This window comes from Chryseobacterium sp. GP-SGM7 (assembly GCF_049166575.1).
In the GTDB taxonomy this organism is placed as follows: domain Bacteria; phylum Bacteroidota; class Bacteroidia; order Flavobacteriales; family Weeksellaceae; genus Chryseobacterium.
On record NZ_JBMHFF010000002.1, the window covers coordinates 71,115 to 88,843 of the forward strand.

Annotated in this window: 12 protein-coding genes; 7 read left to right on the forward strand and 5 right to left on the reverse strand. The window is 36.4% G+C overall.

The features are described from left to right. Positions 1-53: 53 nt before the first annotated feature. From ACOOWA_RS09160 to ACOOWA_RS09175, 4 genes are all read right to left on the reverse strand, one after another. The gene (locus tag ACOOWA_RS09160) at positions 54-521 is read right to left on the reverse strand and encodes a hypothetical protein (protein ID WP_421374771.1); all 468 of its coding nucleotides are present in this window, start codon (positions 519-521) and stop codon (positions 54-56) included. Positions 522-607: 86 nt separating this feature from the next. Then, positions 608-4,102: a DUF6443 domain-containing protein gene (locus tag ACOOWA_RS09165; RefSeq protein WP_421374773.1), complete on the reverse strand. Its 3,495-nt coding sequence runs from the start codon at positions 4,100-4,102 to the stop codon at positions 608-610. A gap of 6 nt (positions 4,103-4,108) precedes the next feature. Then, positions 4,109-7,411: a SpvB/TcaC N-terminal domain-containing protein gene (locus tag ACOOWA_RS09170; RefSeq protein ID WP_421374775.1), complete on the reverse strand. Its 3,303-nt coding sequence runs from the start codon at positions 7,409-7,411 to the stop codon at positions 4,109-4,111. 4 nt (positions 7,412-7,415) lie between these two features. Then, positions 7,416-9,038 (reverse strand): T9SS type A sorting domain-containing protein, encoded by a 1,623-nt coding sequence (locus tag ACOOWA_RS09175; protein ID WP_421374777.1) that lies wholly within the window; start codon positions 9,036-9,038, stop codon positions 7,416-7,418. A 220-nt stretch (positions 9,039-9,258) separates the two neighbouring features. On the opposite strand from ACOOWA_RS09175, the gene ACOOWA_RS09180 reads away from it, so the two are divergent. Next, on the forward strand, positions 9,259-10,539 hold the full coding sequence (locus ACOOWA_RS09180; RefSeq protein WP_421374779.1) for an ectonucleotide pyrophosphatase/phosphodiesterase: 1,281 nt from the start codon (positions 9,259-9,261) through the stop codon (positions 10,537-10,539). Between the two features lie 418 nt (positions 10,540-10,957). Here the strand turns inward: ACOOWA_RS09180 and ACOOWA_RS09185 are convergent, their stop codons facing one another. Continuing rightward, positions 10,958-12,016, reverse strand: coding sequence for an NAD(P)-dependent alcohol dehydrogenase (locus ACOOWA_RS09185; protein WP_421374781.1), 1,059 nt, complete (start codon positions 12,014-12,016; stop codon positions 10,958-10,960). Positions 12,017-12,410: 394 nt separating this feature from the next. Between ACOOWA_RS09185 and ACOOWA_RS09190 the strand changes: the two genes are divergently transcribed. From ACOOWA_RS09190 to paaD, 6 genes are all read left to right on the forward strand, one after another. Beyond that, the gene (locus tag ACOOWA_RS09190; RefSeq protein ID WP_421374783.1) at positions 12,411-13,727 is read left to right on the forward strand and encodes a phenylacetate--CoA ligase family protein; all 1,317 of its coding nucleotides are present in this window, start codon (positions 12,411-12,413) and stop codon (positions 13,725-13,727) included. Continuing rightward, on the forward strand, positions 13,728-14,813 hold the full coding sequence (locus ACOOWA_RS09195) for a 2Fe-2S iron-sulfur cluster-binding protein (RefSeq protein WP_421374785.1): 1,086 nt from the start codon (positions 13,728-13,730) through the stop codon (positions 14,811-14,813). Between the two features lie 83 nt (positions 14,814-14,896). Next, a complete protein-coding gene (gene paaA, locus ACOOWA_RS09200) occupies positions 14,897-15,835 on the forward strand; it encodes a 1,2-phenylacetyl-CoA epoxidase subunit PaaA (protein WP_421374787.1) in 939 nt (312 codons plus the stop codon). A gap of 105 nt (positions 15,836-15,940) precedes the next feature. Then, the gene (gene paaB, locus ACOOWA_RS09205) at positions 15,941-16,222 is read left to right on the forward strand and encodes a 1,2-phenylacetyl-CoA epoxidase subunit PaaB (protein WP_034679196.1); all 282 of its coding nucleotides are present in this window, start codon (positions 15,941-15,943) and stop codon (positions 16,220-16,222) included. 12 nt (positions 16,223-16,234) lie between these two features. Further along, positions 16,235-17,041 carry a 1,2-phenylacetyl-CoA epoxidase subunit PaaC gene (gene paaC, locus ACOOWA_RS09210; protein WP_421375575.1) on the forward strand — a complete coding sequence of 269 codons (807 nt, stop codon included), beginning with the start codon at positions 16,235-16,237 and terminating at the stop codon, positions 17,039-17,041. Between the two features lie 170 nt (positions 17,042-17,211). Next, entirely contained in the window at positions 17,212-17,676 is a 465-nt protein-coding gene (gene paaD / locus ACOOWA_RS09215) for a 1,2-phenylacetyl-CoA epoxidase subunit PaaD (protein ID WP_047446914.1), read from the forward strand. Positions 17,677-17,729 lie beyond the last annotated feature (53 nt).

The window sequence follows — 17,729 nt, forward strand, 5'->3', positions numbered from 1 at the left end:
GGTTTTTTATTATCTGTCACACGATAAAATTGTGCGAGAGCGAGGATATTACCTTAATGACTTCTTATACCTTCCGAGCATGGTACAATACACTTAATATCAAATTTTTCATTTTTCACACTTTTGTATATGCATTCGAAATCTATTTCCTGAATGTTATCTTTTAAATAATTTAATATATATTTCGAACTTTTGTCATGAAAAATTTTCTTGATAGAATTCATAAAATATAAAAGATCATTTTTTGAAAAGCCCGAGAGTTTATAACTGTTATTTTCAGAGTCGATTGCCAAAACATATGTATCGCAAAATGAAGAATTAAATAAAGCAACCAGTTTATCACGATCATATTCTACATCATTCTTTTGAAGATTAAATTTTAAAATTTTAAAATTTTCATCCAAATAAATCGAAGAAGTTTTTATCGTATCAAATTGTATGTTTATTAATTCGGGGTTATAATATTTATTTCTATCATTCTTATCCTGAATTGTTAAAATACCATCTTCAATTAAATTCATTGTGAACTTTTCATTTACAGTTTGGGAAAAATGAAAGCTTGATATAAAGATAGTAGATACTAGTATAAAGTATGATTTATACATAATTATTTTATTATTTGAAATTTACGCATTTGTCTTATCATAAAATTTTCTTGCCAATCCATAGCTGTTTTAGATTGAAAAGTATTTCTATTTGCTGGAGTTTGACAATTAATAGTGCCAGAATCTCCAGCTCCTTGAGATCTTGCCTGTGCTGGATTCATAGCAGTATTGTAAGCATGGCCCATTTCATGAGCAAAAGCTCCTGAGAACGGTGATACCTTCTTCAAGTCTAACGTTGTTGTGATCGAATGAATTCCAAAATATTGGGAATTACCATTTGTATCTTTTGTAGATGTAAACGCAGTTGCTGTAAAGGCTCCTCCATAAGATGATGCTTGTCCAGATTTAACCACAACATCAATATCATGAGTTGCACCGTTTGCATCTTTATACTGCAAATTATTGGCTAAATTAAAATTATCTGGATCCATGCCTTTAAAATTATCTATAACAGATTGAATTCCTTTTTCAACGGCAATACTTTTATCTAAATTTCCTTGAGCTTCATTCAAACTTTTTAGAATGGTTTCATATTTATTATAATCTTTTCTAGAATCAAAATCTTTCTTTGTTAAATTTTTATTACTTCCATACTGTGAATTTATGATTGACTCACGTTGTTTTACATCTTTTTCAAGCTTTACTCTATTGGCTGTTTCTCCATTAATGATTTCCATTCCGTTGGGATCAATAAAGATTACTGGGTTATTTCCTGCATAAACATATGGCGCAGAGTCTACATATTTCTCCGCCAACGGATCTACCACCCCCCATCTTCCAATATCCGGCATATAAAATCTCGCACCGTAATCATACATGCCCGTCTCTTGGAGTTCTTTTCCGTTATATTTCATCTGATAAGCATTCAGTGTAGTCGCCGTATAATTATGCATCAATCCGAAAGGGTAATAATTATTGATCTCTACAATTTCTCCTGGTTTCCAAACATCGGTACAAGCCATGTTACCGTCTCCTATATCTACACATTCTCTTACATTCATATCTCTCGGCTGTATGATTCCATTCTGATCGGCATCAGAATAACTCAGTCTCACATTCCCCAGATGGTCTGTGTAATTGTAAATATAAACATTATTTATAAAATCAAAGTATCCTTCTGAAGTGGGTACAAATTTAAGTTCAGATCCTGAAAGACCGGAAGGTACAATTTCATACTGAAATCCGTCCAGATAATCCGTTATTTTATAATTTGCTCCCTGAGAATACCTTTTCGAGACTTTCACGCCGTCTGCTCTGTAAAGATAATCGGTTACTCTGGTGAATTTTCCCGGTGTATTGGCTATTTTGTCGGGTAGATTCAGGAAATTGTACTGTATGGATGCAATGCTTTTATCTTTGTGGGAAATCATATTTCCATTATTGTCATAAGTAATCGTATTATGAGCAGCCAAATAAGGATAACCTTTGCTGTTGCCGATCTGTTCTTCTGTAACTTTCGTCAGCTTGTTGCCTTCATAATCATATCTCAGATTGTCAATGGCCATTGCGGTAGTGCTTCCGCTGGGCAAACCTTCAGATCTTCTCAGTCTTGTAATGTTTCCGTTAAGATCATATTCTGTCTTTTCGAAAAACTCCTTTGAGCTTTCATAGCCTGTTTTCTGATAAAATCCAGCTGATAATCGATTCAGTCCGTCATAAACATAACCGTATCTTTTTAACGGTTCATTGTCTTCGGTCTGTGTTTTCCATGAGACTTCTGCGATGTTTCCATTGTATTTTGGTTTTACTTTCAGATCCATAAAATCGGGGTTTGGATTTTCCAAACCTTCCTTGTGATTATAATTGATCTTATACCCGAATATATCACTTCCAAGATTTGCAGGATCATTGATCTTCGTCATCCAACCTCGAATGTTGTAGCTATAATCGATGGTTTGTAAAGGTGTGGCAATATTCGTTCCGCCTACTTTCTTGGTTTTAAGCTGAGACAATTCGTTGTATTCGTTTTGTGCTAAAATCTCTTCCGTATTGTTGTCTACTTTATGTTTATGGGTCAGCAACCGATTCTGATGATCGTAAGAGAAAGTCTCGGTGATTACTTTTTCGGTGTCGGTTGACAGTCTTTTGTGATAAGTTTTGGTCTGCAGTACCGCTCCCGAAAAATCCAGCTCAGATTCCGTTTTGGTGTAGCCTCCCAAATGATTGATCGCGTAACTTCCGACAGGTCTTCCTTTGGTATCGTAGTAAGAGTAGCTTTTCGTCCAGTTGTCATCTTCAATATTCTTTACCAATGTCATTACGGGAAGGCTTTTTGTGCTTTTCCCCAATGTGGCAGCATTATCTGTTAAAACCGTTTTTCCGTAAATCGTAGAAGGAAAAGCAGGATTGAAGCTGTAAGAAGGATAAGTGTCGTAATAATTAACTGACAGTACCGTTTCAAGATAAGGAAACATTCCGTTAGAATAATAAATCTGCATTCCGTTCTTTGCAAAGCCTCCTGTATCTCTGTTTTCTGTAATTACCAGATTTCCTATCATATTCTGCATCCCTGCTCTGTCACTGCCCGATACAATTCCTGTATAAATTACCCTCCCGAACCTGTCATATTTTGTGAAAAGCCATTTACCGGTAGGTTGCATTACTGCATCCTGAGTGAATATCAAACGATCTGCTTTATCATACACCATATATTCCCAGCCTTTTCCGGGTAGCTTTTTTTCTACCAAGCGGTTTTCGCCGTCGTAACGGTATTGGTAGCAAAGATTATTAAGGGCTGTTTCATCAAGTGTCGCAATCGAAGCCAAAGGCGGAATTACAAATGCCAATTGATTGTATTCGTTATAAACATAATAGGTATCAATTTTTGTAGTGGCATCAAGCATTTTTCTTACGAGTAATGTCTGCCCCTGTCCGTTTTTAAATTCAATGGTTTTGTTGCCATCCTCGTCGGTCACCGTATTTTTGTAAAGTTGAGACGAGGCGTAAGTTCCGGTACTGTTTACTGTGGATTTCGTTGCGTTGTTCTCCCAAACAGTAGTTGTAGTAAATTTGATAACTTCTCCTGCAATATTGGCATCATAATCAAATTTCACAGGTTTATTGCTCCAATCGTTACCAACCTGGATCTGCTGTTGCAATCTGTCTAAAGGAGAATTTTCTAAAATCTTTTCTGAATAAATCTTTTCTGAACCGTAGATTGAGTTTTGTGTGGCATTCGAAAGCGGATTAGAAATTATAGCACCATTCTGAGTTGAAGATTGAGGAACGGGAAGAAAGTCTTTCACCTGCCTTCCGAAACCATCATACTCTATATGGGTAACCACATCTTTTCCAAGAGGTGATGCTTTTATATTCACCACTTGTTTCGGTCTTCCTAGACCGTCAAAATACTGAACGGTTTCTGCTGTTTTAGTTGGAGTAGTTCCGTTATAATCGAGGTAGGTTTTGGTATAAACATAATTTTCGGTATTGGTCAGCTGAGCCTGCGAAAAGCCTGCAAAAAATAGTGCGCCAACCGGGATTAATATTTTTTTCATCTGTTTTTATGGTTTGTAGTTGTATTTGAATTCTTTTAAAATCCTCCCTTCTTCATCAACTATTTTCTCTAACCTGTTGGCAGGATCGTATTTGTAGATCTCTCTGATTCCTGAGGGTGGGGTGATGCTTGTTACGCCGATTAATGGATCGTAAGTGTAGGTTGCCATCTGAAAATCTTTAAAATTAACATCATTTCGAAGGTTATCCAGCGCTGTGATCAAACTGCTTTCTGTAGCAGGATTGGCAGCGTCTGAATTGGATGCATTGATGATTGCCGTAATTAAAGAATTATTTTGAATATTATTATAGACTGCACCTTCAATCTTTGCAACAGGTTGGGTTCTGTTATACCCCCAAATGATTGAAACAGGCGTTCCTTCTTTGGTGGTATACTGTAAAATATTCCCTTTTGAATCGTATTTATCATATGTTGCTTCTACCGAATTTACTCCAAAAATATCGGTCGATTTCATTTCATAAGGAAGCGGAAGCCCTGAAGTTTTGATATTTGCTTCCGACTGATAGACCGGAAAAACTATTTCTGATGTAGACAGTGTTTTGGTAACTCCGTTTTTAGTTTGTGTAATGGTGGTTTCCAATGGAATATCTATCATGTTTTTGCTGATCAACAGTTGATTCCCTTTTTCATAAGCATATTGATAAGAAGTCTCAGAGACTGTACCGTCATGTAAAACGGCTGATTTTTTTATAGGGTTAAAAATGTTATTACCGTAAGAAAAATTCTCTTCTGTATTTACAAAATCTGTATTAAAAATTTCTTTGTCTTTCTTAGAAAGCAGTCTTACATTATTGGTGTAATTATAATAAAATCCGGAGATAACCCCATTAGTGGAAGACCCAGTAATCGGAAACTGAAGCGAATAAAACCCAGCCGGAAAAAATTGTCTTGTCTGGTTTACATGAGAATAATCATAGATGTAGCTGATTTTTTTTACCTCTTCATCGAGTCCGTTAAAATTTGATTTGTATATTATTTCACCATTTTTTTTCTTCCTTTCCCAGCTGTTGTCTGTATTTTCCATATTGTGAACATACAGACAATTCTGACATCCATAATTTACAGTCGGTGATGCTGCCGTATTACCATTTTGCTGATAAGTATGCAATGTTTTTATCACCGAATGATTATCAAAATCTTCAGAATATTCTGTTATTTTTGAGTAAACTGTATTTCCCACAGGTAAAAATGAATATACATTGTCTGAATAGATGACATCCCCTACTGCTGCTGTAATGTGACCATACATTCCGTAAGTGGGCAAAAATGTATAACCGGAGCTTAACTCTGTCAATTGATCATTAAAATAGTTGTAGTCGAAATATTTTTTATATTTCAATACATCATCATTTGAATATGATCTGATTTCTTTTATTCTTAATCCGCCAACTCTTTTGATTAAAGGTTGTGGATCTTCTTTAATGGTTAAACTTAGATGAAAGTCAGACTGGCTCTCATAATTCGGCTCAGGGAGACCCATATACTGAACTTTGATTTTATATGTTCCTACGGGAAGATTTAGCCATTTTCCACTCGCAATGTCCAGCGGCTGATCGGCTGCATCCAGCAGTGAATAAATGTAATTGCATTCTCCGATATAGTTTCCTCCGGGATCTACCGTGTTTACGGGACAGCCTGTGATTTGAAAATTTCCAAGCTGCAGATCGCTATGGAGTTTGTGGTCTATAGTAAAAGTATATTCCCAACGTCTGATTCCGTTACTGTAAAATGTAGAATTCGATTTGTTGACATTGTAAGTTCTCTTTTTATAGCTGGATCTGATGTTGACAATGCTTAATTGGGCAGTATCATTCTGTGGCAAATAATCAAATGATGAAGCTGTGTTGGGTTCAAATATGTACTCTGTAGATCCCCTTGTAGGATAGATTATTTTTTTCAGTATTCCTGCGGTAGCAAATTCGGCGTTCACACTTCTCTCTGCATGTCCATCTTCTAAGAGATTAATACCATACTGGAAAAACATTCTCGGGAATAAGTTGACATTGGGCTCACCATTATACCCTCCCCAATAGTCCATAGAATTAGAACTCTTTTTGGGAAGTACATTATCATCATATTCAAATCTGTATTCTTTTTTCTGTTGACCGGGATCGCTGTAAGATTCTTCTACACTATCTAGCTTTAAACGGTGTGTATTGTTGCTTGCAGGTAATGAGATATAAGCAAAAGAATCCCCGGAGCTGCCTGCATCTCCAATGAAATAAGAATGATTAAATTTTACCTTCTTAATCAGCTGCCCAGAATTTGAAAAAACTTGCATATCAGCTATTCTCTTAGAATTTTGAAGATCAAGACGAATACTGGTATCCGGATTAAACATGACATATCCTGTCTGAAAGCTGATTTTTTTTAAATATTTCTCATTGTAGTTCCTGGAAGTGTAGAGTGTAGGTGATATTTTTTGCCTGCTTTTGGTAACCATTCCTTTAGATACCTGTTTTACCTGTGAAACGATGTCATATTCAAAATTCACAATATTACCTTTAGTATCTATAATTTGAGAAAGATGCCAGTTTGTATAATGATTGGGGATAGAACTATTCGGAAGCAACGTTAAAGGGCCTGTTCCCCCGGACATGGTAATTCCATTATTGACAGACAGTTCTCTGGAATTTTCATCTGCTCCGAAAATATATTTTATTCCACTCGTATCCAGAATTTCCCAACCGATTATAAGTTGAGTCACAGTGTCGTAGAGAGGAGTGATTTTATTATTAGACATTGGCATCTCTACAAACTTTTGGGTAATCTGATTGTAAGAAATTTTGCCGGAAGAACCGGGCAAGCTATAATAAAAGATGTCCGCCTGCGCATCATATCGGTTTTCACTGATATTCTGCTGAATGGTGAGTGCATCATAAGAATTAGCTGTTGCAATATAGGTGACAGGTGTCTGGGTGTATATAAATCCTCCCATAAATTGTCCAGGATTGTAATAGTCGTCAGGTAATCCCAACATTGAGCGGGAAACAGAACCACCTGATGCAAGGCTCCAGCCCAATCCTACATTAGAAGCATTTTCTGAAACTTTTATACCTGCACTATTGTATTTTAAACTTACAGGAACATTAACGTCACCTGAACTAATATGGTATAACGGCACTGAAATATCGGGTACTCCTGTAGAATAGTCGACATTGTGACTTACAAATTTTTCGATAGAAGCAGCATTTGGTGTTGGGGGCAGCGATTGTATCCCAAATGACTGTGATTGATATACGTTAATAGAAATCACATAGGTGATTCCAAAAATAATTTTTCTCATCATGTTTTTATTTTTTAATAATTTTCGCATTCGCAGTTTTCTCAGTATCAGTTTTCACCACAATCAGATACCCTCCCTGAATCAGATTCTGTGTATTTATTTTAGTCACTTTATTTTTCGTTTTCAGACTTTGAAGCTGTCTTCCTCCCATATCATAAAGAATAATATCAGCTTCTTTAAAATCAAACCCAACTTCTACATAACAATAATCTGATACAGGATTAGGATAAATCTTAATATCCTGCTTCTCGATCAGTTGGTCAATCTGGCTGTCTCCCAGCTTCACAATTTTCCAGTTCTCTTTGCCTAATTCCTCCGCACTCGTTCCTGCCAAAACAATCGAACCGTCTTTATTCATCTTCAGATCAGAAAGCCTTTCCTCTTTCTTTCTCGATTCTCCTTTTACGTGTTTTCTCCACTGTTCATTCCCATTATCATCAACGTACAGCATCCAGAATGTCTCGTCATCTGCTTCTATTCTTCCTTCTGCCTGAGTGTAACCGCCCAGCAAAATGCCTTTGGTTGATGGTTGTTGGTTGTTGGTTGATGGTCTCCCATTAATCACATTCATGCCCATCAGAATATCACGGTTTTTGAAATTATAAGATTTCTGCCATTGCTCTTCGCCTCTTGCATTTAAAGAAATCAACCAAACATCCGTTCCTTCTTCAATTCCAACCGTTTTGTTTCCCGATCGTTCAGATCTCGATTCGCCACCAATGATATATCCCGATGAAGTAAAAGCCATCGTTCTTAAATGATCGTCACCTTTTCCTCCGAAATTCTTCTCCCATTCTACTTTTCCGTCTTTGTTAAGTTTAACAATCCAAAAATCACCCTCGCCGAAATTATTGGTGGTTTTTGGTTGATAGTTGATGGTCGAACTTCCTGCTTCCATCTTCCTGCTTCCAACATATTCGGAACTTCTCGAATACATTCCAAGTAACGCTCCTCCGTCCGGAGTTGGAATGATCTTTTCCACTTCATCCAGTCCTTTTCCGCCTAAAATTAATTCTGAAAGTACTTTCCCGTTTTTATCCAATGTGGTCACTGTGACATCTTTAGATCCAAAACCGTTAGGAGAATTCTGAACATTTCCTGCCACTATGAAACCTAAATTGGTTGTCTGAATCACAGATCTGGCTTCTTCATCCTGTGATGTTCCCAAAGTTTTCTGCCAGAGTTCATCCCCAAATTCATTGATTCTGATCAGCCAGATATCAGATCCGCCTTTAGATTCTTCTTTCTTGTCTAAGCCTTTCCCTGAATAAGAAGTTCCTGCCAATAAAAAGCCTCCTTCCTGCGTAGCTACTGTGGCCGATAGAAAGTCATGATTCTGTCCTGAGAAATACTTTTCCCAGACTTCCTGACCTTGCTGGTTGAGTTTTACTAAATGAAAATCGTAGCCGTTATTTTGTTTTGAGGTTGCAGTTGAACTTCCTGCACCCAGCTTCCCACTTCCTGCCTGAATACTGCTTCCCGTAATCAGGTACTGCTGATCGATTGTGGTGGTCACCTGCGAAAGAAAATCCTGTGTTGAAGATTGAATGTCTTTCTGCCAAACCACATTCTGAGCATAAAATACTGCTGCAGTGCTTATCAGAAATGCACTCATGTAGAGTTTTTTCATAATTTGCGTTTTAACTAATATTTTTTTGCTAATTTAACTTTTTTTAACACATACCACAAATATTTTGATAAAAATTTGATGCTGTGATGTATATGATGCAAGCTACAACACTAAAGCGACAAAATATGACGTGTTTATTTCGAGATAATTAATTATTCTTTAACTCAACAAACTTTCATCCGATAAACTTTCATCTTAAATTTGCATAAATTTTTACAAGATGAAAAAAAGTCTTTCCGTCATATTTCTATTCGCAATACTTACCGTTTTTTCACAATCTAAAATAGATACCGCACAAGTCATCATTCCCAACCGATACAATAATGCAGCAACAATACAGAAACCATATGTCATCATGATTTCAGCAGACGGTTTCAGGTATGATTATGCTAAAAAATATAATGCTGAAAATCTTTTGAAATATTCAAATCAGGGAATTCAGGCAAAAGCGATGATTCCGAGTTATCCGAGTATTACGTTTCCCAATCACTGGACTTTAATTACCGGATTATATCCTTCTCATCACGGCTTGATTGATAATTTTTTCTATGATTACAAAAGCCAGAAGAATTATGCGATGAACAAAAAAGAAATCGTGGAAGACGGAACTTGGTATGGCGGAATTCCGCTTTGGGCTTTAGCTGAAAAGCAAAATATGATCAGTGCTTCCTTGCAATGGGTAGGTTCCGGAAGTGATGCAGGTGGAAAAAGACCAACGTATTACTATCCTTATCACGAAAAATTTTCACCTTCTGAGAAAGTTAATAAGGTGATTAATTGGTTAAAACTTCCTGAAAATCGAAGACCACATTTTATTTCGATATATTTTCCTGAAGTTGACGGAAGCGGTCATCATTTCGGACCGGATACGGAGCAAACAGAAAAAGCAGTTCATCTGGTTGATCATGCTATTGGTGAATTGGTTAAGAAAGTAAATGATTTAGGCTTAAAAAATGTAAATTTTATCTTCGTTTCAGATCACGGAATGATAAAAGTTGATGGCGGAAATCCTCTTGACTTTCCTGAAATTCTTTTAGACAAAAGCAGATTTGATCTCTATAATTCTCAGACTTTATTAAGAGTGCATGTAAAAAACTCTGATGAGGTTAAAAAAGTGTATAAGGAATTAAAGGCCAATAAAACAGACGACTACGAGGTATTTTTAGATAAAAAACTTCCAAAATATCTTCATTTTAGGACTAAAGATGATAAATATAACAGGATAGGACAAATTTTATTAATTCCAAAAGCTCCGAAGATATTTTTAGAAAAAGGAGGAAAAACTTCGATTGGTAAACATGGCTATAACCCGAAAATCGTTCCGGAAATGAAAGCTACATTTTTCGCTTGGGGACCGGAATTTAAAAATAATATGGTGATTGATGAATTTGAAAATATCAATGTTTATCCGTTAATCGCTGAAATTTTAGGCTTAACAATCACAGAACCAATTGACGGGAAGTTTAAAGTATTAAAACCGATTTTGAAGAAAATAAATTAATGTTTTAATGTATGTCCGTAATTAGTAGTAATTTAATTTTCAGCTCCATTTTTGTCATTCTGAAAGAATCTCAACACCCTGAAATAAAATAATTTAGATTCCCCAAGAATGACAAAATGACTGCTGATTTTAGAATTATGATTAAACCGGAAATTCATAAATGTTTTAATTAATTTTAAATTTAAAAAGCAGCCTCTTGAAAGCTTGAATTGAAAGTTTCAAAGGATCTCTGATAAAGTTTTGACAATTCGTAAAAAAACCTTTCGATGTTTTGATAAAATCGTCAATAGATTTTTACCAAAACATCCTGATCTTTTTTAAATGCTCATTAAACGATGGTTCCGGCTTTGCAAAATGTCGAAAATAAAAAGAGAACATCGGAAAATGTTCTCTTTATTGTATGAATTTCAGAATTGGATTAATTCTTCAGACTCTGCATATCAATTACAAAACGGTATCTCACATCGCTTTTCAGCATTCTTTCGTATGCTTCGTTGATGTCCTGCATTTTGATGATTTCAATTTCAGAAACAATATTGTGTTCGCCACAGAAATCAAGCATTTCCTGAGTTTCGGCAATTCCCCCGATTACAGATCCTGCTACAGACCTTCTTCCCATAATCATTGGCGGAGTAAATAAAGCATCTTCCATTTTACCGATAAATCCTACCAAAACATGAGTTCCATTGATGTTTAAAGTCGAAATGTAAGGGTTTACATCATGATCGTAGGGAACGGTATCAATAATTAAATCAAACTTACCCTTCACGGAATCCATTTCAGAATTATCCGTAGAAATGACAACGTGATCAGCTCCTAATTTCTTCGCATCTTCAGTTTTTCCGGGAGTTCTTGAAAACAGAGTCACTTCAGCGCCTAAACCTTTTGCAAGTTTGATTGCCATATGTCCTAAACCTCCTAAACCAACCACAGCAACTTTCGAATCTGCACCCACGTTCCAGTGTTTTAAAGGCGACCAGGTTGTAATTCCTGCACAAAGAAGTGGTGCCACTGCAGCCAAATCTAAGTTTGCCGGAATTTTTAAACCATATCCTGCATCTACGACTACTTTCTGAGAATATCCACCAAAAGTATGACCTCCCAAGTGTTTATCTTTCCCGTTGTAAGTTCCGACAAATCCTTCCAGACAGTATTGTTCAAGATCTTGTTTACAGCTGTCGCAAGTTCCGCAAGAATCAACAATACATCCGACTCCGGCTAAATCTCCAACCTGAAATTTAGTAACATCGCTTCCAACTTTTGTGATTTTCCCGATAATTTCATGACCGGGAACGGATGGATATTTTGTTCCGCCCCAGTCGTTTCTTGCGGTGTGCAGATCTGAGTGGCAAACTCCGCAATATAGAATTTCAATTTCTATATCATTTGCAGTTACTTCTCTTCTCTTGATATTCATTTCTGTTAAATCGGCAGTTTTAGATTCTGCACCGAAAGCTTTTACTGAGTATGTATTCATTTTTAAATTTTAAATTGTTTTTCTTTATACAAAAATCGGTTCTTTTATTAAAATCACCATATAAATATGATTGTGTACAGGATTTTATAGATTGTTTTGAAAAGATCTAATAATTAGTGTAAATAGAATTGTTATTATGAATTGCTGTAAATGGTAATAATTTAGTTTTTAAAGGGTTATTTGTCATTTCTTAGGAATCTAAAGTCCTTTATTTTAGAATATTTAGATTCCTGAAAATCGGACATTAATCCTATTTTTTATAATTTTAACTCATACATTTCTTATACATTTTATAAGCAGCTATTTAGAATAATTCAAAATATGATAAATGTCAGTGTTTTCTTTGCAGAACAAAAAATTCTTTTTATTTTTACCTAACAAATGTTAGTTAGTTATGGAGTTTGATGTTGAGTATTTAGAATTGAGTCAATTACGCGATCTGCAATCCAAAAGATTAAAAGATCTCATGATTTATCTTGAAGGTAAATCAGATTTTTACAATGGTAAATTTCGAGAATTGGGCATTTCTTTACAAGATATTCAGTCTGTTAATGACATTTCCAAACTTCCGATAACATACAAACAGGATTTGAGAGACCATTATCCGTTCGGATTGTTTACCGTTCCGAAAAATGAATTGCAGAGAATTCACTGTTCAAGCGGAACAACGGGGAAACCGACGGTTGTAGGATATACAAAAGAAGATGTTGACTTATTCAGCGAAGTGGTTGCGAGATCTTTGAATGCGGCAGGAGCAAAACCCGGAATGCAGTTGCACAACGCTTATGGTTACGGAATTTTCACTGGCGGATTGGGACTTCATTACGGAGCAGAAAAACTAGGAATGAGTGTTCTTCCGATTTCGGGAGGAATGACAACGAGACAGGTTGATTTAATTATAGATTTTAAACCAGAAGTTATCTGCTGTTCACCGTCTTACGCTTTAACAATCGCTGATGAATTTGCTAAAAGAGGAATCTCTGCAGATGAAATCAGTTTAAAATATGCCGTTTTAGGTTCAGAACCTTGGACAGAATTGATAAGACATCATATCGAAGAAAAGCTGGGTGTTCATGCAACCAATATTTATGGATTAAGTGAAATTATCGGGCCCGGAGTTTCGATGGAAGATTTTGAGGAAAAAGGCGGCTCTTACATTTGGGAAGATCATTTTTATCCTGAAATTTTAGATCCGATTACCAAACAACCCGTTCCGTTTGGAGAAGAAGGTGTTTTGGTGATTACAACTTTAACGAAGAAAGCAATGCCACTTTTACGGTATTGGACGAACGACATCACAAGTCTTTACTACGACGAAAGTGGAAAAAGAACAATGGTGAAAATGCGCCCGATTCTTGGGAGAGCCGATGATATGCTGATTGTAAGAGGGGTAAATGTCTATCCAAGCCAGATTGAAGAAGCGTTTTCACATGTTGAAGGGGTAGTTCCTAATTATTATTTAACACCGATTGAGAAGGAACAAATGTGTGTAGCGTTGGATATTGATCTGGAAATTGATAATGAATTTATCGCTGCGAAAAAATTAAATATAAATACCGATGATTATGCTATTTTTGTCGGAAACTTTGGAAAAAGCATCGAAAACGAAATAAAAAAGAGAGTAGGAATCACAACGAAAGTAAAAATTCATGCTCAGGACAGTCTTCCAAAATGCGAAGGCGGAAAAATTAACAGAATACTTAAAAAATAAATGAATTCATTTTATAAACTTAAAACTGTAAAAGTTCAGAAAGATACCAACGATGCTGTAAATGTAGCCGTTGAAATTCCTGAGGAGCTGAAAGATAAATTCAGGTTCAAGCAGGGACAGTATCTTAATTTCCGAATGATGATCGACGGAAATGAAGAGAGACGTTCTTATTCGATCTGCAATGCGCCAAGTGAAAAAAGCAACACGCTTGAAGTATTGGTGAAATTATTGGAAAATGGAAAAGTTTCAGGTTATTTTAACGAGCATCTTCATATGGATGAAGTTCTTGAAGTAATGCCTCCGATGGGCGGTTTCAACACATCTTATCACCCGACAAACGTAAAAACTTACGTTGGTTTGGCGGCGGGAAGCGGAATTTCTCCGGTGTTGTCGAATATCAAGGAAAGTCTTTATCAGGAGCCGAATTCAAACGCTTACTTGTTCTACAGCAACAGAAGCATGAATCATGTGATGAAAAAGGCTGAAATCGATAAATTGGTTGAGCAATTCAACGGAAGGTTGAAAGTTGTTTATTTAGTAAGCCGTGAACAGCACGAAGACCCGATTTTTGAAGGAAGAATTTCTCCTGAAAAATTAGATCAGTTGTTCGAAAGATATACAGATATCGATGTAAAAGAATCGACTTTCTTCATTTGTGGACCTTCCGAGATGATTAAAGGAATTGCGGATTATTTAAAGAAAGATAAAAAAGTTCCGGCCATTCAGGTTTTGTTTGAATATTTTACCGCTCCCGATGAAGAAAATACGGAGGAAATGAGCGACGAATTCAAAGCGATTGCCAACATCGAAAGTATGGTAACAGTAATCATTGATGATGATGAATATTCGTTCCACCTGAATTCAAAAAAAGAGAGTATCTTAGATAAAGCATTGAAAGACAATCTTCCTGTACCTTTTGCGTGCAAAGGAGGAGTGTGCTGTACATGTAAAGCGGAGGTTTTAGAAGGTGAAGTTTTCATGGAAAAAAACTACGCGCTTACCGAAGAAGAAGTAGCCAGAGGCTTCGTTTTGACCTGTCAATGTCACCCGACAACGAATGTGGTGATGCTTAATTATGATGTATAATTTAATGTAACAATATATCAATTTACCAGTGTAACAATCATTGGTACATTGTTAGACTGATGCATTGTTAAATTGAAAAAATTATGGATTTAGAAAAATTTGTACAGTACGTACACGACGAAAATAAAGTAGAACCAAAAGATGTAATGCCCGATGATTACAGAAAACTATTGGTTCGTCAGATTTCACAGCACGCACATTCTGAAATTGTCGGAATGTTGCCGGAAGCGAACTGGATTTCCAGAGCACCTTCATTAAGAAGAAAAATGGCTCTTTTAGCTAAAGTTCAGGATGAAGCAGGTCACGGTTTATACTTGTATTCTGCAACTGAAACGTTAGGAAACGGAACGATCAGAGCAGACAGAGACGCAACGTATGAAGATATGTTGGAAGGAAAGGCGAAATATTCAAGTATTTTCAATTATCCGACGTTGAGTTGGGCAGATATTGGTGCAATTGGATGGCTGGTTGATGGTGCAGCGATTATGAACCAAGTGATGTTGATGGGGAATTCTTATGGCCCTTATTCAAGAGCGATGGTGAAAATCTGTAAAGAAGAATCTTTCCACCAAAGACAAGGTTATGAGATTTTGATGGCTCTTTGTCGTGGTACAAAACAACAGAAAGAAATGGCTCAGGCTTCGTTAAACCGTTTCTGGTGGCCGGCTTTAATGATGTTCGGTCCGAATGATGATAGCTCGCCAAACTCTAAAATTTCGATGAATTACAGAGTAAAAAGAGAGAGTAACGACAGTCTTCGTCAGCGGTTTATTGACGTTACTGTTTCTCAGGCTGAATTCTTAGGATTAACCGTTCCGGATAAAGACCTGAAATGGAATGAAGAAAGACAGCATTACGATTTCGGAGAACTTCCTTGGGGAGAATTTATGGAAATCTTAAAAGGAAATGGTCCTGCCAACAAAAAGCGTATCGAAACCAAGAGAAAAGCGCAAAGAGAAAATTCTTGGGTAAAAGAAGCGGCGGTAGCTTTCGCGGAAAAACAGGAAAAAATTTCAATATAACAATATACCGATGTAAAAATGTAACAATCATTGTCATGCTGAGCTTGTCGAAGCATCTCATTGTTAAACTGGTACATTGATACATTGTTAAATTTAATTTTATTTATGGCAAATTTAGATATGTGGGAAGTGTTTATTCAGACTAAACCGGGATTATCTCACAAACACGTTGGAATTGTACAGGCGCCAACAGCAGAAATGGCTTTGCAAAACGCGAGAGACGTGTATACAAGAAGAAAAGAAGGAACTTCTGTTTGGGTTGTTCCAAGTAAATATATCGTGACTTCGGAAGGAATTGATAAAGAAGCTTTTTTCGATCCGGCAGATGACAAACTATACCGTCACCCGACGTTCTACGACATTCCAAACGATGTAAAAAATATGTAAAACAGCTCTTGGCTGTTAGCTGCTGGCAATTGGCCAAAAGCTAAACGCCAAAAGCTAAACGCTAAAATAATGAACCCATTATATAATTATTTATTAAAACTAGCAGACGACAGTTTCATTATGGGACAGCGTTTGTCTGCGTGGTGCGGTGAAGGTCCTTATTTGGAGGAAGATATTGCATTAACGAACATCGCTTTGGATGAACTTGGTCAGGCGAATAACTTTTACGTTTACGCTTCAAGAGTTATCGATAACGGGAAAAGTGAAGATGATTTAGCATTTTTAAGATACGAACATGAATATGTAAACGCACACTGGACAGAACTTCCGAACGAAGATTATGCTCAGACGATTTTAAAGGTTTACGTTTTCTCTGTGTATCAGAAATTGATGTACGAAGCATTATCAAATTCTACAAACGAAGAACTTTCTGCCATCGCTCAGAAATCTTTGAAGGAAGTAAGATATCATTACACTCATGCTGCTTCCTGGATGAAAATTTTCGCTCAGGGAACAGAAGAAAGTAAATCCCGTTTAGAAAAAGCAATTGAAAATATTTGGGAATACACGAAAGGTTTATTCGCAAAAACAGAAGGAGAAGATGATTTGGTGGCTTTAAATATCGCTCCGAATTCAGATACTCTTTACGAAGAATTCGTTTCAATTACGCAGAAAGATTTTGAAGGTTTCGGATTAGAATATCCTACAAATCCTTTCATGCAGCCAAAATCAAGAACGGGTTATCACACAGAATATTTCGGATTTATCCTTTGTGAATTACAGTATATGCAGAGAGCATATCCGGGGTGTACTTGGTAAAATTTTGAATGTAACAATGTAGCAGTTTAATAATGTAACATTTGTGAACTGTCACTGAAATTATACTTTGTTGTCTTAACTGAGTAGAACGCCTTTGCGAACTTAAAAACAGTTAGTAGTCACAAAAATCTTAGCGCACTTTGCGTTAAAAAATATCAGATAAAAGAAGATTGAAAAATCCTTTAGAAATATTAGAATTAGTTCCCGATCCGGAAATTCCGGTAATCAATATTGTGGAATTAGGTATAGTAAGAGAAGCAAAAGTTACAAGCGAAAATTCTTGCGAAGTAACGATTACGCCGACTTATTCTGCCTGTCCCGCTATGTTTACCATTGAGGAAGACATCATAAAAATAATGAAAGAAAACGGTTGGGATGCAAAAGTAGTCACCAAAATGTTTCCGATTTGGACAACGGACTGGTTGACGGATGAAGCGAGAGAAAAACTTCGTGTTTACGGAATTACACCGCCCGAAAAAGGAGCAGACGAAAACCACATCGGAAAACCGAAAAAGTGTCCGCGTTGTGGTTCTATGAATTCAAAGCAGATCAGCAGATTTGGTTCTACTTTGTGTAAGGCTTCGTACCAGTGTTTAGACTGTTTAGAGCCTTTTGATTATTTTAAATGCCACTAAAATTAGTGTAACAATCTAAAAATGCAGCAATACAGTAATCTTGAATGCTGTGA

Coding starts and splice junctions, on each gene's coding strand:
- ACOOWA_RS09160 (WP_421374771.1), bottom strand. CDS start 521: ATGAATTTAATTGAAGATGGTATTTTAACAATTCAGGATAAGAATGAT.
- ACOOWA_RS09165 (WP_421374773.1), bottom strand. CDS start 4,102: ATGAAAAAAATATTAATCCCGGTTGGCGCACTATTTTTTGCAGGCTTT.
- ACOOWA_RS09170 (WP_421374775.1), bottom strand. CDS start 7,411: ATGATGAGAAAAATTATTTTTGGAATCACCTATGTGATTTCTATTAAC.
- ACOOWA_RS09175 (WP_421374777.1), bottom strand. CDS start 9,038: ATGAAAAAACTCTACATGAGTGCATTTCTGATAAGCACTGCAGCAGTA.
- ACOOWA_RS09180 (WP_421374779.1), top strand. CDS start 9,259: ATGAAAAAAAGTCTTTCCGTCATATTTCTATTCGCAATACTTACCGTT.
- ACOOWA_RS09185 (WP_421374781.1), bottom strand. CDS start 12,016: ATGAATACATACTCAGTAAAAGCTTTCGGTGCAGAATCTAAAACTGCC.
- ACOOWA_RS09190 (WP_421374783.1), top strand. CDS start 12,411: ATGGAGTTTGATGTTGAGTATTTAGAATTGAGTCAATTACGCGATCTG.
- ACOOWA_RS09195 (WP_421374785.1), top strand. CDS start 13,728: ATGAATTCATTTTATAAACTTAAAACTGTAAAAGTTCAGAAAGATACC.
- paaA (WP_421374787.1), top strand. CDS start 14,897: ATGGATTTAGAAAAATTTGTACAGTACGTACACGACGAAAATAAAGTA.
- paaB (WP_034679196.1), top strand. CDS start 15,941: ATGGCAAATTTAGATATGTGGGAAGTGTTTATTCAGACTAAACCGGGA.